Origin of the sequence: Pantoea sp. C8B4, from assembly GCF_051336905.1 — a bacterium.
GTDB classification, from domain to species: domain Bacteria; phylum Pseudomonadota; class Gammaproteobacteria; order Enterobacterales; family Enterobacteriaceae; genus Pantoea; species Pantoea rwandensis_B.
In genome coordinates this window covers 333,457-359,512 of the sequence record NZ_JBGMNK010000003.1, presented here as the reverse complement: position 1 = coordinate 359,512, position 26,056 = coordinate 333,457, and the positions used below count along the sequence as shown (strand labels likewise).

Genomic DNA, 26,056 nt, shown 5'->3' with positions numbered 1-26,056 from the left:
CACTCCGGTCGCCTGCGCAAAATCATAGGAAGAAAGTCATGTCAGAGCTTCCCGATCGCCAGGCGATCAATGCCCTTTTTGCCGGGAATTATGCCGATCCCTTCTCTTTCCTGGGGATGCACCAAACTGTCGAAGGCCTCGAAGTGCGCGCGCTGCTGCCTGATGCCTCCGAAGTCTGGGTGATTGAAACCAACACCGGACGCAAATGCGCACAGCTTAAATGTCTCGATTCGCGCGGCTTCTTCAGCGGCGTGATCCCCCGTCGTAAAAACCTGTTTCGCTATCAGTTGGCGGTCACCTGGCACGGCCAGCAAAACCTGATCGACGATGCCTATCGCTTCGGTCCGTTATTGGCAGAAATGGATGCCTGGCTGCTTGGCGAAGGCACGCATCTACGCCCATATGAAACATTAGGGGCGCACAACGCGACCATTGATGGTGTCAGCGGCACCCGTTTCTCGGTGTGGGCGCCAAACGCACGCCGGGTTTCCGTGGTCGGCGAGTTCAACTTCTGGGACGGTCGTCGTCACCCGATGCGCTTCCGTCGCGAGCTGGGTATCTGGGAGTTGTTCGTGCCTGGCGCGGTCAATGGTCAGCTGTACAAATATGAAATCATTGATGCGTCTGGGCAGATGCGGATCAAAGCCGACCCGTTCGCCTTTGAGGCACAGATGCGCCCGCAGACCGCCTCAATGATCTGTGGCCTGCCGCCAAAAATAGAGATGCAGCCGCAGCGCAAAGCCGCCAACGCCTTTGATCAGCCGATTTCAATTTACGAAGTGCACCTGGGTTCCTGGCGTCGCCACACCGATAACAACTTTTGGTTGAGCTACAAAGAGTTGGCGGAACAGCTCATTCCTTATGTGAAAGAGATGGGCTTCACCCACATTGAGCTGTTGCCGATCAACGAACACCCGTTTGATGGCAGCTGGGGCTATCAGCCTCTTGGCATGTATGCGCCGACGCGCCGCTTCGGCACGCGCGACGAGTTCCGGCACTTTATCGCCGCAGCGCACGATGCAGGCATCAACGTGTTACTCGACTGGGTGCCAGGCCACTTCCCCAGTGATGACTTCGGGTTAGCGAAATTTGATGGCACAGAGCTGTATGAACACAGCGATCCCCGCGAGGGTTACCATCAGGACTGGAACACGCTGATTTATAACTTTGGTCGCCGTGAAGTCAGCAACTATCTCTCCGGTAACGCACTGTACTGGATGGAGCGTTTCGGCATTGATGGTTTACGTGTGGATGCGGTGGCTTCCATGATCTATCGCGATTACAGCCGCAAAGAGGGCGAGTGGATCCCTAACCACTTTGGCGGGCGTGAAAATCTTGAAGCGATTTCCTTCCTGCGCCACACCAATCGCACGCTAGGTCGTGCGGCACCGGGCACCATCAGCGTGGCGGAAGAGTCCACCGATTATCCGGGTGTGACACGTCCTTCTGAAGATGGCGGTCTCGGCTTCTGGTTCAAATGGAATCTCGGCTGGATGCACGACACGCTCGACTACATGAAGCTCGATCCAGTGCACCGTCGTTATCATCACAACCTGATGACCTTCGGCATGCTGTACAACTACACCGAAAACTTTGTGCTGCCGCTGTCGCATGACGAAGTGGTGCATGGCAAGCGCTCAATCCTCGATCGCATGCCGGGTGATGCCTGGCAAAAATTTGCCAACCTGCGTGCCTATTACGGCTGGATGTGGGGCTTCCCCGGTAAAAAGCTGCAGTTTATGGGCAACGAGTTTGCTCAAGGCCGCGAGTGGAATCACGATTCGAGCCTCGACTGGCATCTGCTGGAGGGTGAGGATAACTGGCACAACGGTGTACAGCGTCTGGTGCGCGATCTCAACCACAGTTACAAACACTTCACGCCATTACATCAACTGGATTTCGATGCGCAGGGCTTTGAATGGCTGGTGGTTGATGACCACGAAAACTCGGTGTTTGTGTTTGCACGCCGCGACCGTGAGGGCAATGAAATCATCGTTGCCAGTAACTTCACGCCGGTGACGCGTCACGATTATCGCTTTGGCGTCAATCAACAAGGCGGCTGGCGTGAAGTGTTGAACACCGATCAACAGGATTATCACGGCAGTGATGTGCGCAATCACGGTGTGGTGCATACCGATGCGATTGAGAGCCACGGTCGTGCGCAATCGATCAGCCTGACTTTGCCGCCGCTGGCCACGATTTGGCTGGTGCGGGAGGGCGACTGATGCTGGAGACCGGGCAGCCGACGCCGTTGGGCGCTCATTACGATGGGCGCGGCGTTAACTTTACGCTGTTTTCTCGTCACGCTGAGCAGGTGGAGCTGTGCCTGTTTGACGCACACGGTGTCGAGCGGCGCTTCTCGCTACCCGCTCGCAGTGGGGATATCTGGCACGGCTATTTTCCGGCATTAAAGCCCGGCCAGCGTTATGGCTATCGTGTGTATGGTCCGTGGTCGCCTCAACAAGGGCACCGCTTTAACCCCGCCAAACTGCTGGTGGATCCCTGTGCCAAAGCAGTGGTGGGGGATGTGCCGGACGATCCGCGTTTCAACAGTGGCGATCAGCAGCCAGACAGTCAGGATAACGCCGCGATCGCGCCAAAATCCTTGGTCATCAGTGAAGACTTCGATTGGGAGACGGATAAGCCGCTGCGTACGCCGTGGGGCAAGACCGTGATTTATGAAGCTCACGTGCGCGGCTTAACTCAGCAACATCCGGAAATTCCGGAAAGGCTGCGCGGGACTTATGCGGCACTGGGCCATCCTGCTATGGTGAAGTACTTGCGCCATCTCGGTATTACCGCGCTGGAGCTGCTGCCGATTGCGCACTTCGCCAGCGAGCCGCGTTTGCTACGACTCGGGCTGAGCAATTACTGGGGTTACAACCCGTTCGCGCTGTGGGCGGTGGATCCCCGCTACGCGTCTGGCGAGCAGGGTTTAACGCCTTTGCAGGAGTTTCAGCAGGCGGTCAAAGCGCTGCATGCGGCGGGTATCGAAGTGATCCTCGATGTGGTGTTCAACCACACCGCCGAACTGGAAGAGATTGGCCCCAACATTTCACTGCGCGGCGTGGATAACGCCAGCTATTACTGGCTCGACGCGCAGGGTGATTATCAAAACTGGACCGGCTGCGGCAACACGCTCAATCTCAGCGATCCGCAGGTGATGGAATGGGCATTAGAAGCGCTGCGCTATTGGGTGCGGGACTGCCATATCGATGGCTTCCGTTTTGACCTCGCCAGCGTGCTAGGCCGTACGCCTGACTATCGCCAGGATGCGCCGTTGTTCACTGCCATTAAAGCCTGTCCGGTACTGTCACAGGTCAAATTGATTGCTGAACCGTGGGATATCGGCCCCGGCGGCTATCAGGTGGGCAATTTTCCCGCAGGATTAGCGGAATGGAACGACCATTTCCGCGATGCCGCGCGCCGTTACTGGCTGCACGGCCAGCTCAATAATGGCGAATTTGCCCGGCGCTTTGCCGCCTCCAGCGATGTGTTCCAGCGAGAGGGGCGCTTACCGCACGCCAGTATCAATCTGATCACCGCGCATGACGGCTTTACGCTGCGTGACGTAGTGAGCTTCAACAACAAACACAATCAGGCCAACGGCGAGGACAATCGCGACGGCAGTAGCAGCAACTTCAGCCATAACCATGGCAAAGAGGGGCTGCAGGTCAATTTCGATATTGTCGAACGTCGTCGGCGTAGCGTGCATGCTCTGCTGACCACGCTGCTGCTGGCGCAAGGTACACCGATGCTGCTGGCCGGGGACGAGCGCGGTCACAGCCAGCACGGCAATAATAACGCCTACTGTCAGGATAACCCGCTCACCTGGTTGCACTGGCATCAGGATGATTTTGGACTGGTCGACTTCACTGCCGCGTTAATCCGGCTGCGTCAGCGCATTCCCGCGTTGACGGCAGACCGCTGGTGGCAGGAGGGCGATGGTAATGTGCAGTGGTTCAATGCCAGCGGCAAACCACTGGGAAATGAGGAGTGGGAACAGGGGGCGCACAGAATGCAGATCCTGCTCTCCAGCCGCTGGTTAATAACAATCAACGCCACGGAATCGGTGAGTGACCTTGCCTTACCAGACGGAGAGTGGCGTGCCATTCCTCCTTTCGCCGGGGAAGATAACCCCATCCTGACAACTGTCTGGCACGGGCCCGCACACGGCGTGTGTGTGTTCCTAAAGCAATCATAAGGAGTCAGACATGGTTAAGTTAGATAGAACAGATCCACTGATGCTGGCGCGCCAGCTCCCTACACAAACGGTGGCCTTGATCCTTGCTGGCGGGCGCGGTACGCGTCTGAAAGATCTCACCGCGAAACGCGCCAAACCTGCCGTTCATTTCGGCGGCAAGTTCCGCATCATCGACTTTGCGCTGTCGAATTGTATCAATTCGGGTATTCGGCGCATTGGCGTGATCACCCAATATCAGTCGCATACATTAACGCAGCACATCCAGCGCGGCTGGTCGTTATTCAACGAAGAGATGAATGAATTTGTCGATTTGCTGCCGGCGCAGCAGCGTGCATCCACCGAGCATTGGTATCGCGGTACCGCCGATGCGGTTTCGCAGAACCTCGACATCATTCGCCGCTATCGCGCGCAATACATCGTGATTCTCGCCGGGGATCATATCTACAAAATGGACTACTCGCGGATGTTGCTCGATCACGCTGAACGCGGCGCGAAGTGCACTATCGCCTGCTTACCCGTGCCGCTCGCCGAAGCCACGGCGTTTGGTGTGATGGCGGTGGATGCGGACAACAACGTGGTCGATTTTGTGGAAAAACCGCCGAAACCCCCTTCAATGCCGGGTGATGACACCAAAGCGCTAGCCAGTATGGGCATCTACGTGTTCGATGCAGATTATCTCTACCAACTGTTGGAAGAGGATTTGCTGATCCCCGAATCGACCCATGATTTCGGCAAAGACCTGTTGCCGAAAATTGTCGCCAGCGGTGAGGCCTACGCGCACTCCTTCACCTTATCGTGCGTGCAGAACGATGAAAACGCCGAGCCTTACTGGCGTGACGTCGGAACGCTGGAAGCCTACTGGCGCGCGAATCTCGATCTGGCCTCCGTCACGCCGGAACTGGATATGTACGACCACGACTGGCCAATCCGTACGCATATGGAACCCTTGCCGCCCGCCAAATTTGTGCAGGATCGCTCGGGTAGCCACGGCATGACGATGAACTCACTGGTTTCCGGCGGCTGCATTATCTCCGGTTCCGTGGTGGTGAATTCGGTGCTGTTCCCACGCGTGCGCATCAACTCGTTTTGCAATATCGACTCATCGGTGCTGTTACCAGATGTGGTGATCAATCGTTCCTGTCGTCTGCGCCGTTGCGTGATCGATCGCGCCTGCGTGATTCCGGAAGGCATGGTGATTGGTGAGAACCCAGATGAAGACAGCCGCCGTTTTTACCGTTCAGAAGAAGGCATCGTTTTGGTGACGCGCGCCATGCTGGCCAAATTGGCTGGCTGACCACGAACGCAACGAGCAAGCACACAGGCAATCGCCGCGGGGAACGCGCGCGATAACACAATAGGGGTCCAGGATGCAGGTTTTACATGTCTGTTCAGAACTTTTCCCGCTGCTGAAAACCGGCGGGTTAGCTGATGTCGTCGGCGCATTGCCTCAGGCTCAGATTGCGGGTGGTACGGATGCACGGGTATTGCTTCCCGCGTATCCGGATCTGCGTAAAGGGATTCCTGACACCGAGATCGTTGCGGAATTACATACTTTTGCTGGCCCGGTCCGTTTATTATTTGGACAATTCAATGGAGTTGGCATTTATTTAATTGATGCGCCGGGATTGTATGAGCGTCCCGGCAGCCCTTATCACGACACATCGCAGTTTGCCTACGTGGATAACTATCTGCGTTTTGCGCTGCTGGGCTGGATGGGCGCCGAGCTGGCCAGCGGGTTGGATACCTACTGGCAACCCGATGTGGTGCACGCGCATGACTGGCACGCAGGGTTAACCTGTGCCTACATCGCGGCCCGTGGACACCCGGCAAAAACGGTGTTTACCGTCCACAACCTCGCGTATCAGGGGCTGTTCAATGCGCGTCATCTGGATGAGATCCAGATCCCGCGCAGTTTCTTCACCATGCATGGCCTGGAGTTTTACGGACAAATTTCGTACCTCAAGGCGGGATTATTTTATGCCGATCATATTACGGCAGTCAGCCCTACGTATGCTCTGGAAATCACCCGGCCAGAATTTGGTTATGGCATGGAAGCGCTGCTGGAGCAGCGTCTGAAAGAGGGACGGTTAAGTGGCATCCTGAATGGCGTTGACCCGGGTATTTGGGACCCGGCGCACGACCTGCTGCTAACGGCGCGTTACGATCGGGAAACGCTGGAGAGCAAGGCGGAGAACAAGCGCCAATTGCAGATCGCCATGGGCCTGAAGGTGGATGACAAAGTGCCCGTATTTTGTGTCATCAGTCGTTTGACCAAACAGAAAGGGCTGGATCTGGTGCTGGAAGCGTTACCGGGGCTACTGGCGCAAGGCGGCCAGCTGGTGCTGTTGGGCCAGGGCGATGCAGAGTTACAACAAGGTTTCCTCGCTGCGGCGGCGGAACATCCAGGCAGCGTCGGCGTGCAGATCGGTTATCACGAAGCCTTCTCGCACCGCATTGTCGGTGGCGCCGATGTGATTATGGTGCCGAGCCGCTTTGAGCCGTGCGGCTTAACGCAGTTGTACGGTTTGAAATACGGCACATTGCCGTTAGTGCGCCGCACCGGCGGGCTGGCGGATACCGTGCAGGACAGTTCGCTGGAGAACCTCGCTGACGGGGTCGCAAGCGGTTTCAGTTTTGAAGACAGTAACGCCTGGTCGCTGCTCCGCGCGATTCGACGTGCTTTTGTCCTCTGGTCCCGTCCTTCTCTCTGGCGCTACGTTCAGCGGCAGGCGATGGGGATGGATTTTAGTTGGCAGGTGGCCGCACAAGCCTACCGCGATCTTTATCAACGTTTGCTGTAATCAGAGATTGGGATACTGGATATGAATGCACCTTTCACCTATGCCTCACCCACGTTAACGGTTGACGCACTGAAGCACTCAATCGCCTATAAACTGATGTTTACTATTGGTAAAGACCCGTCGATCGCCAATCAGCATGAGTGGCTTAACGCCGCCTTGCTGGCAGTGCGCGATCGTATGGTGGAACGTTGGTTGCGCTCCAGCCGTGCGCAGCTGTCGCAGGATGTGCGTCAGGTTTACTACCTGTCGATGGAGTTCCTGATGGGACGCACGCTGGGCAATTCACTGCTGGCGATGGGCATCTATGACGACCTCAATCAGGCGCTGGACGAGATGGGGCTCGACCTCAGTGAACTGATGGACGAAGAGAACGATCCGGGGCTTGGCAATGGCGGCCTGGGTCGTTTAGCGGCCTGTTTCCTCGACTCGCTCGCCACTCTCGGCTTGCCGGGACGCGGTTATGGCATTCGTTATGACTACGGCATGTTCAAGCAGAACATTGTCGACGGTCAGCAGCGTGAGTCTCCGGATTACTGGCTGGAATACGGCAATCCGTGGGAGTTCCAGCGCTTCAATACCCGCTATAAAGTCCGCTTTGGTGGCCGTCTGCAGCATGAAGGTGCGCGCGTACGTTGGCTGGAAACCGAAGAGATTATCGCGGCGGCTTACGATCAAATCATTCCCGGTTTCGACACCGATGCCACCAACACGCTGCGTTTGTGGAGCGCGCAGGCCAGCAATGAGATCAACCTCGGCAAGTTTAACCAGGGTGATTACTTTGCGGCGGTGGAAGATAAAAACCATTCAGAGAACGTATCGCGCGTGCTCTATCCGGATGATTCAACCGATTCTGGTCGTGAGCTGCGTTTACGTCAGGAGTATTTCCTCGTCTCCGCCACGGTGCAGGATATTTTGAGTCGCCACTGGCAAATGCATGAAACCTGGGACAACCTGGCGGATAAAATTGCTATCCATCTCAATGACACCCACCCGGTTTTAGCCATCCCTGAATTGATGCGCTTGTTGATCGACGAGCATAAGTTCAGCTGGGATGACGCTTTTGAGGTCACTTGCCAGGTGTTCTCGTACACCAACCACACGTTGATGAGTGAAGCGCTGGAAACCTGGCCGGTGGACATGTTCGGCAAGATTCTGCCGCGCCATCTCAGCATCGTGTTTGAAATCAATGATTACTTCCTGAAAACCATCCAGGAATATTATCCGGACGATTGGGATTTGATGTCGCGCATCTCGATCATCGACGAAAACAACGGCCGTAAGGTGCGCATGGCGTGGCTGGCGGTGGTGGTCAGCCACAAGGTGAATGGCGTTTCAGAGCTGCATTCCAATCTGATGGTGCAGTCGCTGTTTGCTGATTTCGCGCGCCTGTTCCCGGGGCGTTTCTGTAATAAAACCAACGGCGTGACGCCGCGTCGCTGGCTGGCGCTGGCCAACCCGGCGCTGTCCGATGTATTGGACGAGACTATTGGTCGCACCTGGCGTACCGATCTCAGTCAATTGAGTGAACTGACGCCGCACATCGATTATCCGGCCTTCATAGAGCAGATTGCCGATGCCAAGTTCGCCAACAAAAAGCGTCTGGCGGATTGGGTGGCGAAGAATATGGATATCGTGCTGGATCCGCATGCGCTGTTCGATGTGCAGATCAAACGCATTCACGAATACAAACGTCAGTTGCTCAATGTGTTACATGTCATCACGCGCTACAACCGCATCAAAGCTGATCCTACTGCGGATTGGGTGCCACGCGTGAATATCTTTGCCGGTAAAGCGGCATCCGCCTATTACGTGGCGAAGCACATCATTCATTTGATCAACGATGTGGCCAATGTGATCAACAACGATCCCCAAGTGAGGAACAAGCTGAAGGTGGTGTTTATTCCCAACTACAGCGTAAGCCTGGCGCAGATCATTATTCCGGCGGCGGATCTCTCTGAGCAAATTTCCACAGCGGGAACCGAGGCATCGGGTACCAGTAACATGAAGTTTGCCCTCAATGGCGCGTTGACCATCGGTACGCTGGATGGTGCGAACGTCGAGATGCGCGAGCATGTTGGGCCAGAGAATATCTTTATCTTTGGCAACACCACGCCGCAGGTCGAGCAGCTGCGCAAGGATGGCTATAACCCGCGTAAATACTATGAGGAAGATGCCGAGCTGCACCAGGCACTGACGCAAATTGCCAGCGGCGCATTCAGTCCAGGTGAGCCAGGTCGCTATCGCAATCTGTTTGATGCGTTGGTGAATTTCGGCGATCACTACCAGCTGCTGGCCGATTATCGCAGCTATGTCGATGCGCAGGATAAGGTGGATAAACTCTACCGCCAGCCGGATAAGTGGCAGCGCTGCGCGGCATTGAATATCGCCAATATGGGCTACTTCTCCGCGGACAGAACGATTCAGGAATACGCGGATGAGATCTGGCATATTTCGCCGGTGAGATTGTAAGGTAGAGCGTTTGAAAGGCCAGGGCCAACGCAGTCTGGGGACGCTTTGGGGCTGGCGTCCTCGCGCCGCTGACGCGGTTCCTTCACTTCATTCGTCTGCCTGACGGACCGGCGGGGATGGCACATCGTGTGCCGCCCCGCCTTTCGCCCGCGTCCTCTCCTGGCAGACTCATTCTGTTCAGCGCTGTGGCTTGCCAGCCCCTGAGCTATCCCAGCCTGCTCCTTCACTTCCCTGCGCGTAGTTAACAATAACTATGATCCCAAAATCATTTAAACGCAGCCAACGCATCTGCCGTTCGCAGGATGAAGGGGATTACTTCAGGGTGATGCTTTTCACAATGGCATCAGCATCGCTCTGCGCCTGCTGCTGGTTATCCGCTGGCAGGGTAATTTGCAGGGTCAGCAGTTTGCCATCTACTTTTGCCAGGATCACGGAAGACCATGACGTCTGGTTGTTGGCCGAAATCACGGTATCCAGTTGCTGAGCAGGTTGATCTTTCAGCGTCACCGCTTTATTGGAAACCACCTGCAACTGCGGATCGCGACCGCGCTGTTGTTGTTCCAGACGCTGTGACAGGGCATCCAGCGCTTCGTTGGTTGGGTCACCAGCAATCACGATAATGGCGCGCTGACCGGTTTCATCGGCGTACACATGCATATTGGTGGATTCAGAACCGAGCTTGCCGCTCTTATCCGACATGCCCGCAGGCAGAGTGAAGCTCAGCTTGCCGTCCATCAGGTTGACAGTCTGGGCCGACTGGCTGGCGCTGGCACCGTTGCTGCCCGCAGCGGCATCCTCTTTCTTCTGGTCACAGGCCGCGAGACCCAATACCAACAAACCAATACCTGCATATTTCACTAAGTTACGCATTCTTTTCCCTTTTACATGATTCCAGTCGTTCAGGCTTTTAGCCTAAATAATTCAAGCGTCAAAAAGGTCGCCAGCGCGTCTCCCCGGCGCTTACGTGAGTAAGGAAGTGGGAAAACCGCGCGCGGCCAACAGATCAGCCGTTTGAAGTATGACGGCTATCAAAACGGAATCGGCGGTCAAAAGCAACCGCCGGTCTGTCAGGAAATCTTAGCGTGCTGTCGCGTTTCGTCTATGTGCAATTAGCCGAAATTCACCTGGTGTTGAGAAGAGCGTTCAGCCAGACGCTTCAGCAGGCTGTTCAGCAGCACACCGTAAGCGGGCAGGAAGAAAATCATGCAGATCAGCACTTTGAAGCTGTAATCCACCAGTGCGATCTCCACCCAATGCGCGGCCATGAACGGGTCTGGACTCTTGTAGAAGGCGATGAAAAAGAAGGCCAGCGTATCGCTGATATTACCGAGGAACATGGCCGCTGCAGGGGCGATCCACCACTGCGGTAAACGACGCAAACGGTTAAAAACGTGGACATCCAGAATTTGGCCCAGCGCATAGGCCATAAAGCTGGCACTGGCGATACGCGCGACAAACAGATTTACCTGTTCCAGCGATGCCCAGCCTTGCCATTCGCCCTGATAGAACACGCAAGAGACCACGTAAGAGATAAACAGCGCCGGGATCATCACCGCCAAAATAATACGACGGGCTAACGGCGCGCCAAAGATGCGCACGGTGAGATCGGTAGCAAGGAAGATAAACGGAAAGCTAAAGGCACCCCAGGTGGTGTGGAAGCCGAAGATGGAAACCGGCAGCTGTACCAGATAGTTACTGGAAGTGATCACCAGCAAATGGAATAGCGATAGCCAAAACAGCGCATGCATGCGCTGACGTGCAGAGAAATTAATCATGTAAGACCTTTTTAGTAATGGGGTGAGGGAACCCAACAATCCTCTTCATACTTCAAATTTTATGTTCGTTGGCTACGCTCGTTCACCCCAGTCACTTACTTGAGTAAGCTCCTGGGGATGACCAAGCTTGCCGCCTTCCTAAAATTCGAATTATTTCGAGGATTGAGCAATGTGGTAAAAAAACGGCGGCGATCTTAGCGCGTTGCGCAATTAATGCAATGGTTAATTTTAACGCAATCGTTATCGCCTTGCGCTGTGCATTTAGCGCGCTAGAATGAGCGCCCATCTTGAATGAAGACAGAGAATCATGAGCGATCCCTTTTCTGCGCCGGACCACAAGCTTGATGCACTTGGCCTGCGCTGCCCGGAGCCGGTGATGATGGTGCGTAAAACCGTGCGCACCATGCAGGCGGGCGAAACCTTACTGATCATTGCCGACGATCCGGCCACCACGCGTGATATTCCCGGCTTTTGCCGCTTTATGGAGCATCAGTTGCTGGCACAGCAGACGGAAACGCTGCCGTACCAGTATCTGATTCAGAAAGGCACGGCTTAACGCTGTCGCAGTAATCGCAAGGCGTTGGCTGTGACCAGCGCTGTCGCACCTGAATCGGCCAGCACCGCCAGCCACAAACCGGTGAAACCGAGCAGTGTGGTGATCAGGAAAATGCCTTTCAGCCCCAGCGCTATCGCGATGTTTTGACGGACAATGGCACGCGTGCGACGGGCCAGCGCCACGGTACGCGGCAGAATCGCCAGACGGTTTTGCGTCAGTGCGGCGTCGGCGGCTTCCAGCGCGACATCGGTGCCGCTGCCCATGGCAATGCCGAGGGTGGCGGCTTTCATCGCCGGAGCGTCGTTAATACCATCGCCCACCATGGCCAGCGGCTGCTGCTGCTCCAGTTTGCGCACCATCTCCACTTTATCGGCAGGCAACAAGCCGGCGCGATAATCGATGTTGAGTTGCGCCGCCATCTCCGCTGCCGCACGGGGGTTATCGCCAGTCAGCATCAGGCTATTAATGCCCAGCGCTTGCAACTGTGCCAGCGCCGTGACGGCTTCCTCGCGCAGCTGATCCTGCAACGCCAGGGTGCCGAGCACCGTCTCATCCTGCAGCAGCACCACAACGGTTTTGCCCTGAGCTTCTCGTTGCGCGATCGCCTGCTGCTGGTCGACGGTGAGCGTGGAGATATCGCGCGGTGCCAGCAGCTGAAACGTCACGTCATCAATCTGCGCACGGATGCCGCTGCCAGCCAGCGTTTGCTGCTGCCGGGCGCGCGGTAGCTTGAGCTGGCGTTTTTCTGCCTCGCGCACGATGGCGATCGCCAATGGATGGCTGGAACCTTGCTCCACGGCCGCTGCCATCCGCAACATCTCGTGTTCATCCATCGCACTGAAGGAATCGACCTCGGTCACCTGCGGTTTACCGAGGGTGAGGGTGCCGGTTTTATCGAATGCCATGGTCTGGATACGGCTAAGACGTTCCAGCGCGGCTCCGCCTTTGATCAGGGCGCCCTGACGCGCGGCCGCCGCTAAGCCAGAGGTGATCGCTGCGGGTGTTGAAATCACCAGCGCACAAGGGCAGCCAATCAACAGCAGCGTCAGGCCCTTATAAATCCACGGCAACCACGCGGCCCCCGCTAACAGTGGCGGCAGCACCATCACTAACAGCGCCAGCAGCATAATGGCAGGCGTATAAATGCGGCTGAAGCGATCAATAAAGCGCTCAACCGGCGCACGGTGGCTTTCAGCTTCTTCGATAAGCTGCAGGATGCGGTCAATCGCGCTCTGGCCAGGTTGGGAGATCACTTTCAGCGTGACCAGACGATCGACGCTGGTGGCGCCAGCCATCACCGTTTCGCCCGGCTGACGCGCAACCGGCACGGATTCGCCCGTCAGCGCACTTTCATCAAAACTGGCGCTCTGGTTCAGCAGCTCGCCATCGGCCGGCAAACGACCGCCAGCCGCGACTTCAATCGTATCGCCAGGATGCAAGTCAGCCAGCGCCACCTGCTCGCGCTGCGTGCCAGTCAAACGCGTAGCGGTATCGGGGCGCAGCGCCATTAACGCCGTCACACCGCGACGTGCGCGAGAAGCTGCAAATGACTCCAGCCGTTCGCCCAGCTGGAACAGCAGCAGCACCATGGCGGCTTCGGCATGTGCGCCAATCACCAACGCACCGGTGGCGGCAAGGGTCATCAGGGTTTCGATACTGAAGGGTGAACCTCCTCGCAGCAGTTTCCACGCGCTGAATGCAATCGGAGCCAGGCCGATCAGTGTGGTCATCACAAACAGGCGATCGCCCCATACCGGAGAAACCTGGCTCAGCAGCCAACTGGCAAGCATCAGCAGCGCCAGTAACAGCAAACCGGCATTTTCCTGACAGCGGCGTTGCGGTGCGGGCTGAGATTGCGGATCGTTTGAGGTCAGGGTGAAGCCGACATTTTTTACCGCTTGTTCGATGGCTGGGCGGATATCCTGGTCGGCATCCACTACCAGTTTTTCACTGGCAAAAATTACGCGAGCAGTGCGTACTTGTGCCAGCTGTTGCACGGCACTTTCAATTTTTCGTGCGCAGCTGGGGCAGTCCATTCCAGCAATCTGCCAGCGGAATTGATGGGCGCTGAGCGTGGGCCTGTCGCTTTCGGCGTCGCTTTCGCCACCGGGACTGCCGCTCTCGTTGTCGCAGCAACCGCAACCACTTTCTGGTGTGGCGGGAAGGGTGGCTGAGATTTTCAGCGTCGTGGGTGAAACGCTGCGAATGGCGCACAGCGGCTGGGTTTTGCTGTGGGATCTTCCACAACGGCATGAATGAGAATGGGCGTGCATAGAGCCTCCGGGATCAATGCGGGCCACTGCCCGCATCCCGAATGCTACACTCTGGAGTCAACTCCAGAGTCAAGCAAAAGGTCATCTTTTCTTCAATACAGCCACAGTGAACGCACAATCATAAAGTGGCCGGCGAAGTAGCAAGCGGCAACAATGGCGCTATCGGCACTGAAGCGGCGGCGATAATGGGTGATAAACCAGACAATGTTGCCTAACAGCAGCAACCCGGCGCCAACCAATAGTGAGAAGCTGTAATCCGTCGGGCGGAAGAAGTAATTCTCTGCCGCCATCCAGTTCATCACCAGCGTCATCCCAATGAGGGTACAGATCGGCCAGCGCAAATCCTCCAGCTTCGACCAGATAATGCCAATCACCACCACCCCAATCACCAGCAGCGTGACCGGAATCGGCCAGAAGAAACTCATGGTCATGTGGGCAGCAAAGCTGATGGTGTAGAGCAGATGTGACAAGAAGAATGCGCCCAGTGCATAGAGCATTTGCTGGCGAGGCAGTAACGTCAATGCATCACCGACCAGAGTGGCAACCAGGCCCGCCAGAATCAGATAGTCGGTGGTATTCAGTGTGGGTGCTTGCCATGCCCAGGCGACCAGCAACAGCAAGGTAACGGGTTTGAACAGCCAGCGTTGCCACTGCGGGCCGCGGTATGAAGCATCAACATACAGCCAACCGGAAAAAAGTACGGCAAGGAAAGACCAAAGCATGTTTTCTCCCTTTTCTGAACGTGCTGTTCAGAGTCATGAATTTTCCCAAAATCGCGATCTCAGTGTAAGTTACCGGCGACGAATGTGACAATCGGTCAACTCTGGTTGTATGCTTTGTCGTCTTTTACTGTTCCGACACTAACGCAAAGTGCGAGAGAAAACATGAGCAAACCACCGCTAATCTTTTTCATCGTTCTGGCGATTATTGCCGTATTGGCGACCCGTCAGTTTATTAAGCAACGCCGTGAAACCGCGGTAAATGATGCTTCACCGATTCGCTCACTGAGCGTTGAAGTGAAAACCAAACGTGAGTTCCCTTCGCCCAATCGCCGTACGCGCCAGCGTGAAGAGATTGTGGCTGAAGATATGAAGTACGAAGCCTGGTTTCATCCACTCAATGGGGCGAGTGATATCAAGGTGGTGGTGAGCGCTAATGACTATCATCATATTGATAAAGGCGCGAAGGGAGAGTTGAAAATGCAGGGCAGCCGCTTTGTCAGTTTCACGCCTGCGCAATAAAACGGGCCGCTGCAGCGGCCCGTATCGTTACATCTTCGGGTAATGCTTCTTCTGCCACGCCAGCAGTTCAAACACACCAAAAAAGAAAATCTTCGCCTGCGTGACGCCACTGAGTTTTGGCGCCTCTTTCGGCTGGGTAGCGCGTAGCAGAACCAGCTGCAAGCCGTGCATGATCACCATGAAGAACAGTGCCACATGCACAAAGTAGCGCAGCGGTGTCGGGAAAGGATGCACCAGATTGAGCAGCAGAAATGCCCAGACGCAAATCATCAGTAATCGTCCCAGATTAAGCCACATCGTGCGTCTCCTGTTGGCGTTGATAAAGGCGATAAGCCACCTGACCGGCAATTTTTTCGCGGTACAAGTCCCAGTTAGCGGGAGCCACTGGCGTGCCGTGCTCCACTTCGCTTTCGACGTAAATCAGCGCGTTCTCCGCCAGCCAGCCGTTGTTTTCCAGCAGCGTCAGCGTCTCCAGCAGTAACCCTTTGCGGAATGGTGGATCAACAAACACCACATCGAACGGCTCTCCGGGTTGGCTCAACCACTGAAGAGTATTGGTCTGCACGACTTTGCCTTGCGTCGCACGCAGGGTTTGCAGATTCTGCGACAGCTGTTGGGCGACGGAACGTTCCATCTCAAGCAGCGTAGCAGACGCCGCATAGCGTGACAGTGCTTCCAGGCCGAGCGCACCGCTACCGGCGAAGCAATCGAGACAACGCGCTTCCTGAATATCCGGCGCTAACCAGTTAAACAGGGTTTCACGCACGCGATCGGTGGTCGGGCGCAGACCCGCGCTATCCGGCACCGGTAATTTGCGACCGCGCCACTGTCCGCCAATGATACGAATCTGGCCAGCAGCGCCGCTGCTGCGGGGGGATTTACTCATTTTGCTCACAACTCGTCATAATTTGTTGCGTAGTTTAACGGGCGTGGCAGGCAGAAGAAACGTAAAAAAGGGTGCTGTGGTGCGCTGGCTGGAAAGTGTTAGACTACTGAGTTGATATGGCGCGCGTAATTGCCTGATTTTTACGCCGCTCGCGAACAAAAAATTGAATTTTTTATCCCCTGGGAACAGCGTGCTACCGGGAATAAGCCATCGAGGAGTGTGGTTACACAATGGCAAAAGAGAAAAAACGTGGCTTTTTTTCCTGGCTAGGCTTTGGCAAAGAAGAAGAGAAGCAGCAGCCTGCGGAAGAGCAGCAACCGGCCGAAGCGGCGCAACAGCCGATCGCTGAAGAGAGCGCATTAGTAAGCGCCGAAGCGCAGGCGGAAGAGACGGTTGCCGTCACTGAGCACGTAGCCGAAGAACAACGGGCACAGCCGGAAGCGGTGGTGTCCGAGCCGATCACGGCAATTGAAGAGGAAGTGCTGCCGGAGGAGGAAATCCATCCGGAAGTAACACCTGGCGAAGAAGAGCCTCAGGCAGAAGAACTGAATATTGCCGCGCCTGCTGCGCAGCATGATCCAGAGATCGAAGCAGCGGTCGTTGAGCCCGTCATTGCGCAGCACGAACCAGAGATCGAGGAAGCGGTCGTTGAGCCCGTCATTGCGCAGCATGATCCAGAGATCGAAGCAGCGGTCGTTGAGCCCGTGATTGCGCAGCACGAGCCAGAGATCGAAGAAGCGCCTGTTGAACCCGTCATTGCGCAGCACGAGCCAGAGATTGAAGCAGCGCCTGTTGAACCCGTGATGGTTCAGCATGAGCCAGAGGTCGAAGACGCAGCCGTTGAATCTGAAGACGACGCGTTGAGCGACGAAGAACTTGAAGCATTGGCGTTGGCCGAAACCTATGCAGAAGACGCTGAAGCCGAAGCGCAGGATACCGTCAGCGATTTACCGCTGGCTGCTGCGCCGCTGGTCACGCAGGAGCAGGATCGTCCGACCAAAGAGGGCTTCTTTGCTCGCCTCAAGCGCAGTCTGGTCAAAACCCGAGAAAACCTCGGTTCTGGTTTTGTTAGCCTGTTCCGCGGCAAAAAAATCGATGATGACCTGTTTGAAGAACTGGAAGAGCAGCTGCTGATTGCTGATGTGGGTGTGGAGACCACGCGCCGCATCATCACCAATCTGACGCAGCAGGCTAACCGCAAGCAGTTGCGTGATGCTGAAGCACTTTACGGCCTGCTGAAAAGTGAAATGGCCGGCATTCTGGAAAAGGTTGATCAGCCACTGGATGTGGGTGGCAAGGCGCCGTTTGTTATCCTGATGGTGGGCGTCAACGGCGTGGGTAAAACCACCACTATCGGTAAGCTGGCGCGTCAATATCAGGCCCAGGGCAAATCAGTGATGTTGGCGGCGGGTGATACCTTCCGTGCAGCAGCCGTGGAACAGCTTCAGGTCTGGGGTCAGCGTAACAACATTCCGGTGGTGGCTCAGCATACGGGTGCTGACTCGGCTTCCGTTATCTTCGACGCCATCCAGGCCGCGAAGTCGCGCAACGTCGATGTATTAATTGCAGATACCGCTGGTCGCCTGCAGAACAAAGCCCATCTGATGGAAGAGCTGAAAAAAATCACCCGCGTGATGAAAAAGCTGGATGAGGACGCACCGCATGAGGTGATGTTGACCCTCGATGCCAGCACCGGGCAAAACGCCGTTAGCCAGGCCAAACTGTTCCATGAAGCGGTGGGACTGACAGGCATCACGCTGACCAAGCTCGACGGCACCGCCAAAGGTGGTGTGATCTTCTCGGTTGCCGATCAGTTTGGCATTCCGATTCGCTATATCGGTGTCGGGGAAGGCATCGAGGATTTACGGCCGTTTAAGGCCGCAGACTTTATTGAGGCACTGTTTGCCCGAGAGGAATGATTGGGATGATTCGCTTTGAAGAGGTCAGTAAAGCATACCTGGGAGGACGTCAGGCGCTGCAGGGAGTGGATTTCCATCTGCGCCCCGGCGAAATGGCATTCCTGACCGGCCACTCCGGCGCAGGGAAAAGTACCTTGCTGAAGCTGATTTGTGGCATTGAGCGCCCGAGCGCCGGGCAAATCTGGTTTAGCGGCCACGATATTTCACGCCTGCGTCGCAGCGAAGTGCCTTTCCTGCGACGTCAGATCGGGATGATTTTCCAGGATCACCACTTGCTGATGGATCGTTCGGTCTATGACAACGTGGCGATTCCGCTGATCATTTCCGGCGCCAGCGGTGAAGATATTCGTCGCCGTGTATCGGCAGCGTTGGACAAAGTCGGCTTGCTCGACAAAGCGAAGAGTTATCCGATCCAGCTTTCTGGTGGTGAACAGCAACGTGTGGGCATTGCCCGCGCGGTGGTGAACAAACCTGCGGTGCTGCTGGCGGACGAACCCACCGGTAACCTGGATGATGCCCTGTCTGAAGATATTCTGCGTCTGTTTGAAGAGTTCAACCGCGTCGGTGTGACCGTCTTGATGGCGACGCACGACACCGGTTTGATTGCCCGCCGCAATTACCGCTTGATGACGCTGAATCAGGGACGCCTGCACGGAGGCCATGATGGTCAATAAACGCAATAAGCGCCCAGCGGCGCCGAAGGCGGCGAAGGCGCCTTCAAAAAGTAAGGCGCTGAAAGGCGGCTGGCAGGAGCAGTGGCGCTATGCGCTGCGCGGTACGCTGTCGGATATGTGGCGTCAGCCGCTGGCCACGCTGCTGACCGTGATGGTGATTGCCATCTCGCTGACGCTGCCCAGCGTCTGCTATATGGTGTGGAAAAACGTCAGCCAGGCGGCGACGCAGTGGTATCCGGCACCGCAGTTGACGGTGTATCTGGATAAAGCGCTGGATGATACGGCTGCTGAGAATGTCGCTGCTGAGCTGAAAAAGTTAGATGGCGTGGATAACGTTAACTATCTGACCCGTGAAGAAGCGCTGAATGAGTTCCGCAACTGGTCTGGTTTCGGCGGTTCAATGGATATGCTGGAGCAAAACCCGTTGCCCGCCGTGGCTATCATCACGCCGAAACTCAATTTCCAGAATTCAGACACCATGGCTAACCTGCGCGATCGCGTGTCGAAAGTGCAGGGCGTGGATGAAGTGCGCATGGATGACAGCTGGTTTGCCCGTTTAGCCGCATTGACCGGTCTGGTGGGGCAAATCGCTTCGATGATTGGTCTGCTGATGGTGGTGGCGGTGTTCCTGGTCATCGGTAACAGCGTGCGCCTGAGCATCTTTGCCCGTCGTGATACCATCAACGTGCAAAAGCTGATTGGTGCCACCGATGGCTTCATCCTGCGTCCGTTCCTGTATGGCGGCGCGCTGTTAGGTTTCAGTGGTGCAGTACTTTCACTGCTGCTGTCCGAAGTGCTGGTATTGCGTCTGCAATCGGTGGTGGCGCAGGTCGCGACGGTGTTTGGTACCACCTTTGTTCTGGAAGGTTTTTCCTGGGATGAAGGGCTACTGCTGCTGCTGATTGCCGCGATTATTGGCTGGATTGCCGCATGGTTAGCGACTGTACAACATTTACGCCGATTTACGCCGCAGTAACCAACAGCAACGTTTTTTGATATACTCTTCCTCTGCTGCCGACGACCTGGGAGCAGAGGAATCTTCCTATTTTCCCCGCCGTCATCTGTGTGTAAAATATTCACTGCTAATATTGAACTTGTGGATAACTTTGTCGTCCAAGTAGCACAGATTGCTTTTGGTTTTTTGGCGACGTTGACATAATGTAACGTCTGCGCCAGGAAACTGTGCAGCAAGTCCATTGAATTTGTGAGGGTTTGAATGACCAAAGAAATGCAAACTTTAGCGATTGCGCCTCTGGGTAACCTGGAATCTTACGTCCGGGCTGCCAATAACTGGCCGGTATTGACGGCAGAAGAGGAGAAGGCATTAGCGGAGAAACTGCATTACCAGGGCGATCTGGATGCAGCTAAGACGCTGATCCTGTCTCACCTGCGCTTTGTTGTTCATATTGCTCGTAACTACTCCGGTTACGGCCTGCCACAGGCGGACCTGATTCAGGAAGGTAACATCGGCCTGATGAAGGCAGTGCGTCGCTTCAACCCTGAAGTTGGCGTGCGTCTGGTGTCATTTGCCGTGCACTGGATTAAAGCAGAAATTCACGAATACGTGCTGCGTAACTGGCGCATCGTGAAAGTCGCGACCACGAAAGCTCAGCGCAAGCTGTTCTTTAATCTGCGTAAAAGCAAACAGCGTCTTGGTTGGTTTAATCAGGATGAAGTGGAGATGGTTGCGCGCGAGTTAGGCGTGAGCAGCAAAGATGTCCTCGAGATGGAATCTCGTATGGCCGCGCAGGATATGACTTTCGACATGTCTTCGGATGACGAAGCTGGCGAAGGTAAGCCGATGGCACCGGTACTCTATCTGCAGGATAAAACCTCAGACTTTGCCGACGGCATTGAAGAGGATAACTGGGATGCGCACGCTGCTGATAAGCTGAGCGATGCCATGCTGAGCCTCGATGAGCGCAGCCAGCACATCATCCGCGCCCGTTGGCTGGATGATGAGAACAAAACCACGTTGCAGGAACTGGCCGACAAATATGGCGTCTCTGCGGAGCGTGTGCGTCAGCTCGAAAAGAACGCCATGAAGAAACTGCGTATGGCGATTGAAGCCTGATAAAGCATCAGGTCAAAACGGGGCGACTTTTATAGTCGCCCTTTTTATTTGCTCGAAATCCGTAGCCGCGCAATTTATTGCGCATCGGTCACCAACCGAGGCGCTTCAGGCCAGCGCGATAAATCGCGCCGCGATGTGTTCGAAATCATTAGCGCACCCAGCCATCGGCCTGCGCGCGAAAACCACAGGCCTGCATAAAGGCGGCGCGCACACTCTGATCGTCGTCGCCGTCATCGGCTACCCACCAATCCGCCAGCGCGCGATTCTGCACGATAGTCTCTTCCAGCAAATATTGCCCAACACCACGGCGGCGCGTCACTTCGCGCACAGTGAGGTGTGAAATCTTCCCCTGCGTTCCACGAATTTCCAAATGTAACCCTCCCAGCAAGCGATCGTTAAACCTTGCCGCATACAAGCGCTGCGTCTCGCTTAATACAGCTTCAAGTTGCGAAATATCGATCTGCGGCCAGACTTTAGCTAAATCCAACCGATCCTGCGGCGTGAGTGCGGTGATTCGCTGAATAGTGAGCTTCATTACCCTTACCTGTACTGCCAGAAAGGCCATAGTGTAGCGAATTTAGACAGTCAGCGTGCTGTCACTTTTTTGCGATGAAAATAGGTCAAATGCCAGCCAGTTTGCCAGGATTGTGGAGGAAGTCATCAATGTTAGATGAAAAAGCCAGCATAACGCGCTGGCATTTTGGCTAAAAACCGGCCATAAAAACCAGATGATTCTGCTGTGCAACGCGACTAATACTGAATATGTCAGTTGATTTACAGAAGAAAGTTCCTGTTTAATAACCTGAAAAATAAAGCCTTATTACCAATAAATGCCAGAAAAGAGCGCTAACTCATTATTCTTGAATCAGTTTTCCTCTTTGACTGGCAGAAAATAAACCAAACACAACGACACACGACACAACAGATGGGGAAGTTCGCATGAAAATGAGTAAAGGACGCGCATTACTGGCGGGTTGCGTTGCGCTGGCGCTGAGCCACGCGGCACTGGCGAAAGATATCAAGATTGCCATCGTTGGCGCAGCAACCGGTCCGGTTGCACAATACGGTGATATGCAGTTTACCGGTGCAGCGCAAGCCATTAAGGACATCAACGCCAAAGGTGGCGTGAACGGTGACAAACTGGTTGGCGTGGAATATGACGACGCCTGTGACCCGAAACAAGCGGTTGCAGTGGCCAACAAAGTAGTTAACGACGGCATCAAGTATGTGATCGGCCACCTGTGCTCCTCTTCTACTCAGCCTGCTTCCGACATCTATAACGATGAAGGCATTCTGATGATCACCCCAGCGGCAACCGCACCAGAGCTGACAGCGCGTGGCTATGCGGATGTGCTGCGTACTACCGGTCTGGATTCCGATCAGGGCCCAACCGCTGCAACTTACATTCTCAATGAGATCAAACCAAAACGTATCGCTGTGGTGCATGACAAGCAGCAGTACGGTCAGGGACTGGCCGAATCGGTGCAGAAAACCCTGAAAGCCAAAGGCGGCAACGTGGTGCTGTTCGAAGGTATCACCGCGGGCGATAAAGATTTCTCTACGCTGATTGCGCGTCTGAAGAAAGAAAACGTCGATTTCGTTTACTACGGTGGCTACTACCCAGAGCTGGGCCAGATTCTGCGTCAGGCAAAAGCAGCCGGTCTGACTGCTGGCTTCATGGGACCAGAAGGTGTGGGCAACGCCTCACTGTCTAACATCGCCGGTGATGCATCTGAAGGCCTGTATGTCACCTTGCCGAAACGTTATGACCAGCTGCCAGAGAACAAGGCGATTGTTGAAGCCATCAAAGCCAATACCGCGTCTAACCGTAAAGATCCAACCGGTCCGTTCGTCTGGACCACCTATGCGGCCATTCAGTCGCTGGTGGCCGGTATCGAACGTAGCAAGAGCGCTGAGCCAGATGCCATTGCTAAAAACCTGAAAGAGGGCGCAGCGGTTCCAACGGTGATGGGCAACCTGAACTGGGATCAGAAAGGCGACCTGAAGGGCTTCGAATTTGGTGTCTTCAAATGGCACAAAGACGGTTCCTCTACCGCTGTTAAGTAATTCCCAACCTTAAATAGATTGGCCCTCTCTTTTGCCGGAGAGGGCTGGGGGAGGGACAGCGCGTACCGTCTTGAAGAGATCCCGCGCGCCTGTTCCCTCACCCTAACCCTCTGCCAAAAGGGAGAGGGGATTTTTAGTCCACATGCAGGTCCTCACTATGTCCGAGCAGTTTCTCTATTTCATTCAGCAGATGTTCAACGGGGTCACCCTCGGGAGCACTTACGCGCTGATCGCCATTGGTTACACCATGGTTTACGGCATCATCGGCATGATCAACTTCGCCCATGGCGAGGTGTATATGATCGGCAGCTATGTCTCCTTTATTGTGATTGCCGCCCTGATGATGATGGGTATCGATACCACGTGGCTGATGATTGCCGCCGGGTTCGTGATGGCGGTGATCATCTCCAGCGCCTACGGCTGGAGCATTGAGCGCGTGGCGTATAAACCCGTGCGCTCCTCTAAGCGCTTAATCGCGCTGATTTCGGCTATTGGGATGTCGATCTTCCTGCAGAACTACGTCAGTCTGACGCAAGGTTCGCGCGATCTGGCGTTGCCAAGCCTGATCACCGGCCAGTGGACGCTGGGCGAGAGCAACGGCTTTGCTGCCACGCTCTCCACTATGCAGCTGGTGATTTGGGTGGTGACCTTCCTCTCGATGCTGGCCCTGACGCTGTTTATTCGTTATTCACGTATGGGCCGCGCCTGCCGTGCCTGTGCGGAAGACCTGAAAATGGCCAGTCTGCTGGGGATTAACACTGACCGCGTGATTTCACTGACCTTTATCATTGGTGCCGCGATGGCAGCGGTGGCGGGCGTGCTGCTGGGCCAGTTCTACGGCTCGATCAACCCGTTCATCGGCTTTATGGCTGGGATGAAGGCGTTTACCGCTGCGGTATTAGGCGGCATCGGCAGTATTCCTGGCGCGATGATTGGTGGTCTGGTGCTCGGTATCGCTGAAGCGCTGACCTCGGCGTATCTGTCGACCGAATACAAAGATGTGGTGTCTTTCGCGCTGCTGATTGTGGTGCTGCTGGTGATGCCTACCGGCATTCTGGGCCGTCCGGAGGTAGAGAAAGTATGAAACGCCTCGGTCTGGTCAACGCCGTGATTTCAACGGTGATGTTACTGATTCTCGCCACTTTCTTTATGGGCGTCCGTCTCGATCTTGATGGCACCAAACTGGTGGTGGCTAACGCTGGCGCGGCGCGCTGGAACTGGATTTTCATCGGCTGTGCGGTGGTTTTTGTCTTCCAGCTGCTGCGTCCGCTGTTCCATGGCAAGTTCAAACGCAGCGGTAAAGGCTTTGTGCTGCCAGGCTTCGATGGATCGACGCCAAAGCAAAAACTGGTGATGGCGCTGTTGATTCTTGCTGCGGTGCTGTGGCCGTTTCTGGTGTCGCGCGGCAGTGTCGATATCGCCACATTAACGCTGATCTACGTGATGCTCGGTCTCGGCCTCAACGTAGTGGTCGGCCTGTCTGGTTTGCTGGTGCTGGGTTACGGTGGTTTCTATGCCATCGGCGCTTACACATTTGCGCTGCTCAATCACTATTACGGTTTTGGTTTCTGGGAAAGCCTGCCGCTGGCGGGGATTGTCGCGGGTGCGTTTGGCCTGATGCTCGGCTTCCCGGTACTGCGCCTGCGCGGTGACTATCTGGCGATTGTGACGCTCGGCTTCGGTGAGATCGTACGTATTCTGCTGCTGAACAGCACCTCTATTACCGGCGGTCCAAACGGTATCGCGCAGATTCCTAAACCGAGCCTGTTTGGCATTGAGTTTGGGCGTCGTGTCAGTGAAGGCGGCTGGACCACTTTCCATGAGCTAACGGGGCTGCAATACGATCCGAATCATCGTGTGATTTTCCTCTATCTGGTGGCGCTGCTGCTGGTGGTGCTGACGCTGTTCGTTATCAACCGCTTGCTGCGCATGCCATTGGGCCGTGCGTGGGAAGCACTGCGTGAAGACGAGATCGCCTGCCGCTCGCTGGGTCTGAGCCCAACGCGTATTAAGCTGACCGCCTTCACTATCAGTGCCGTGTTCGCGGGTTTTGCCGGCACGTTGTTCGCTGCACGTCAGGGCTTTGTCAGCCCGGAATCCTTCACCTTTGTCGAGTCTGCCTTTGTGCTGGCGATTGTGGTGCTGGGCGGCATGGGATCGCAGTTCGCAGTGATCCTCGCGGCGATACTGTTGGTGGTGTCGCGCGAATTGATGCGTGATTTGAACGAGTACAGCATGCTGGTGCTCGGTGGTTTGATGGTGCTGATGATGATCTGGCGTCCGCAAGGGCTGCTGCCGATGAAGCGTCCACACCTGAAGTTGAAAAGCAGTAAACAAGGAGAGCAGGCATGAGTCAGCCTTTGTTAGCCGTTGAAGGCTTGATGATGCGCTTTGGCGGGCTGTTGGCCGTCAACAATGTGGCGCTGGAACTGCATCCCCAGGAAATCGTGTCACTGATCGGGCCAAACGGTGCCGGTAAAACCACGGTGTTCAACTGCCTGACCGGTTTTTACAAGCCGACCGGCGGTACCATCAAACTGCGCGATCAAGAGTTGCAGGGGCAGCCGGGCCAGAAAATTGCGCGCATGGGCATCGTGCGTACTTTCCAGCACGTGCGTCTGTTCCGTGAGATGACAGTGATTGAGAACCTGCTGGTGGCGCAGCATCAGCACCTGAAAAGCGGCGTGTTCTCCGGCCTGTTTAAGACCCCGGCATTCCGTCGCGGTGAGAGTGAAGCATTGGATCGTGCGGCTACCTGGCTGGAGCGCATCGGCTTGCTGGAGCTGGCCAACCGCCAGGCGGGTAACCTGGCTTATGGTCAGCAGCGCCGTCTGGAGATTGCACGTTGCATGGTGACGCGTCCGGAAATCCTGATGCTGGATGAGCCTGCCGCAGGACTTAACCCGCGCGAAACCCACGAACTGGACGAGCTGATTGCCGAACTGCGCGGTGAGCATAAGGTCTCGGTACTGTTGATCGAACACGATATGAAGTTGGTGATGGGCATTTCTGACCGCATTTATGTGGTGAACCAGGGTACACCGCTGGCTAACGGTACGCCGGAAGAAGTGCGTAACAATCCGGATGTGATCCGTGCTTATTTAGGTGAGGCGTAAG

Annotated in this window: 22 protein-coding genes; 15 read left to right on the top strand and 7 right to left on the bottom strand. The window is 55.5% G+C overall.

From position 1 onward, the window contains the following. Positions 1-38: 38 nt before the first annotated feature. The 5 genes from glgB to glgP all read left to right on the top strand — a co-directional run bounded on the left by glgB (position 39) and on the right by glgP (position 9,474). Positions 39-2,225, top strand: coding sequence for a 1,4-alpha-glucan branching enzyme (gene glgB / locus ACCW76_RS06280; protein ID WP_436338039.1), 2,187 nt, complete (start codon positions 39-41; stop codon positions 2,223-2,225). Next, positions 2,225-4,204 carry a glycogen debranching protein GlgX gene (gene glgX, locus ACCW76_RS06275; RefSeq protein ID WP_436338038.1) on the top strand — a complete coding sequence of 660 codons (1,980 nt, stop codon included), beginning with the start codon at positions 2,225-2,227 and terminating at the stop codon, positions 4,202-4,204. The genes glgB and glgX overlap by 1 nt, the downstream gene beginning before the upstream one ends. Positions 4,205-4,214: 10 nt before the next feature. Then, on the top strand, positions 4,215-5,498 hold the full coding sequence (gene glgC / locus ACCW76_RS06270; RefSeq protein ID WP_436338037.1) for a glucose-1-phosphate adenylyltransferase: 1,284 nt from the start codon (positions 4,215-4,217) through the stop codon (positions 5,496-5,498). Between the two features lie 73 nt (positions 5,499-5,571). Next, positions 5,572-7,005 carry a glycogen synthase GlgA gene (glgA, locus tag ACCW76_RS06265; protein ID WP_160868394.1) on the top strand — a complete coding sequence of 478 codons (1,434 nt, stop codon included), beginning with the start codon at positions 5,572-5,574 and terminating at the stop codon, positions 7,003-7,005. A 21-nt stretch (positions 7,006-7,026) separates the two neighbouring features. Further along, on the top strand, positions 7,027-9,474 hold the full coding sequence (gene glgP, locus ACCW76_RS06260) for a glycogen phosphorylase (protein ID WP_436338036.1): 2,448 nt from the start codon (positions 7,027-7,029) through the stop codon (positions 9,472-9,474). 312 nt (positions 9,475-9,786) lie between these two features. On the opposite strand, the gene ACCW76_RS06255 is transcribed toward glgP, so the two are convergent. Both ACCW76_RS06255 and ACCW76_RS06250 read right to left on the bottom strand, forming a co-directional pair. After that, positions 9,787-10,344, bottom strand: a complete 558-nt coding sequence (locus tag ACCW76_RS06255; RefSeq protein WP_200537990.1) for a DcrB family lipoprotein — start codon at positions 10,342-10,344, stop codon at positions 9,787-9,789. A 239-nt stretch (positions 10,345-10,583) separates the two neighbouring features. Further along, positions 10,584-11,249: a 7-cyano-7-deazaguanine/7-aminomethyl-7-deazaguanine transporter gene (locus ACCW76_RS06250; protein ID WP_436338035.1), complete on the bottom strand. Its 666-nt coding sequence runs from the start codon at positions 11,247-11,249 to the stop codon at positions 10,584-10,586. Positions 11,250-11,556: 307 nt separating this feature from the next. Here ACCW76_RS06250 and tusA point away from each other — a divergent pair, with 307 nt between their 5' ends. Next, positions 11,557-11,805, top strand: coding sequence for a sulfurtransferase TusA (gene tusA / locus ACCW76_RS06245; RefSeq protein ID WP_034827082.1), 249 nt, complete (start codon positions 11,557-11,559; stop codon positions 11,803-11,805). On the opposite strand, the gene ACCW76_RS06240 is transcribed toward tusA, so the two are convergent. Then, positions 11,802-14,078: a zinc/cadmium/mercury/lead-transporting ATPase gene (locus ACCW76_RS06240; protein WP_436338034.1), complete on the bottom strand. Its 2,277-nt coding sequence runs from the start codon at positions 14,076-14,078 to the stop codon at positions 11,802-11,804. The two genes, tusA and ACCW76_RS06240, sit on opposite strands and share 4 nt — an antisense overlap. A 92-nt stretch (positions 14,079-14,170) precedes the next feature. Continuing rightward, a complete protein-coding gene (locus tag ACCW76_RS06235; protein ID WP_038643698.1) occupies positions 14,171-14,800 on the bottom strand; it encodes a lysoplasmalogenase in 630 nt (209 codons plus the stop codon). A gap of 162 nt (positions 14,801-14,962) precedes the next feature. On the opposite strand from ACCW76_RS06235, the gene ACCW76_RS06230 reads away from it, so the two are divergent. Further along, positions 14,963-15,319, top strand: a complete 357-nt coding sequence (locus ACCW76_RS06230) for a DUF2500 domain-containing protein (RefSeq protein WP_045815768.1) — start codon at positions 14,963-14,965, stop codon at positions 15,317-15,319. A 27-nt stretch (positions 15,320-15,346) separates the two neighbouring features. On the opposite strand, the gene ACCW76_RS06225 is transcribed toward ACCW76_RS06230, so the two are convergent. Continuing rightward, entirely contained in the window at positions 15,347-15,616 is a 270-nt protein-coding gene (locus tag ACCW76_RS06225) for a DUF1145 family protein (protein WP_034827067.1), read from the bottom strand. Next, entirely contained in the window at positions 15,606-16,205 is a 600-nt protein-coding gene (rsmD, locus tag ACCW76_RS06220; RefSeq protein WP_034827065.1) for a 16S rRNA (guanine(966)-N(2))-methyltransferase, read from the bottom strand. The genes ACCW76_RS06225 and rsmD overlap by 11 nt, the downstream gene beginning before the upstream one ends. A gap of 230 nt (positions 16,206-16,435) precedes the next feature. Here rsmD and ftsY point away from each other — a divergent pair, with 230 nt between their 5' ends. The 4 genes from ftsY (at position 16,436) to rpoH (ending at position 20,872) form a co-directional block, all read left to right on the top strand. Then, positions 16,436-18,124 (top strand): signal recognition particle-docking protein FtsY, encoded by a 1,689-nt coding sequence (ftsY, locus tag ACCW76_RS06215; RefSeq protein ID WP_436338033.1) that lies wholly within the window; start codon positions 16,436-16,438, stop codon positions 18,122-18,124. Between the two features lie 5 nt (positions 18,125-18,129). Further along, positions 18,130-18,798: a cell division ATP-binding protein FtsE gene (gene ftsE / locus ACCW76_RS06210; RefSeq protein ID WP_034827061.1), complete on the top strand. Its 669-nt coding sequence runs from the start codon at positions 18,130-18,132 to the stop codon at positions 18,796-18,798. After that, positions 18,788-19,774, top strand: a complete 987-nt coding sequence (gene ftsX, locus ACCW76_RS06205) for a permease-like cell division protein FtsX (RefSeq protein ID WP_045832406.1) — start codon at positions 18,788-18,790, stop codon at positions 19,772-19,774. The genes ftsE and ftsX overlap by 11 nt, the downstream gene beginning before the upstream one ends. A 240-nt stretch (positions 19,775-20,014) precedes the next feature. Further along, positions 20,015-20,872: an RNA polymerase sigma factor RpoH gene (gene rpoH / locus ACCW76_RS06200; protein ID WP_034827057.1), complete on the top strand. Its 858-nt coding sequence runs from the start codon at positions 20,015-20,017 to the stop codon at positions 20,870-20,872. 148 nt (positions 20,873-21,020) lie between these two features. Here rpoH and panM read toward each other — a convergent pair whose 3' ends face one another. Next, positions 21,021-21,407, bottom strand: a complete 387-nt coding sequence (gene panM, locus ACCW76_RS06195; RefSeq protein ID WP_436338032.1) for an aspartate 1-decarboxylase autocleavage activator PanM — start codon at positions 21,405-21,407, stop codon at positions 21,021-21,023. A gap of 404 nt (positions 21,408-21,811) precedes the next feature. Between panM and ACCW76_RS06190 the strand changes: the two genes are divergently transcribed. The 4 genes from ACCW76_RS06190 (at position 21,812) to livG (ending at position 26,055) form a co-directional block, all read left to right on the top strand. Continuing rightward, entirely contained in the window at positions 21,812-22,939 is a 1,128-nt protein-coding gene (locus ACCW76_RS06190; RefSeq protein WP_045815772.1) for a branched-chain amino acid ABC transporter substrate-binding protein, read from the top strand. A 157-nt stretch (positions 22,940-23,096) separates the two neighbouring features. Continuing rightward, on the top strand, positions 23,097-24,023 hold the full coding sequence (gene livH, locus ACCW76_RS06185; protein WP_034827036.1) for a high-affinity branched-chain amino acid ABC transporter permease LivH: 927 nt from the start codon (positions 23,097-23,099) through the stop codon (positions 24,021-24,023). Next, positions 24,020-25,291, top strand: a complete 1,272-nt coding sequence (locus ACCW76_RS06180) for a high-affinity branched-chain amino acid ABC transporter permease LivM (RefSeq protein WP_436338031.1) — start codon at positions 24,020-24,022, stop codon at positions 25,289-25,291. The genes livH and ACCW76_RS06180 overlap by 4 nt, the downstream gene beginning before the upstream one ends. After that, entirely contained in the window at positions 25,288-26,055 is a 768-nt protein-coding gene (gene livG / locus ACCW76_RS06175) for a high-affinity branched-chain amino acid ABC transporter ATP-binding protein LivG (protein WP_038643684.1), read from the top strand. Before ACCW76_RS06180 ends, livG begins: the two co-directional genes overlap by 4 nt. Position 26,056 lies beyond the last annotated feature (1 nt).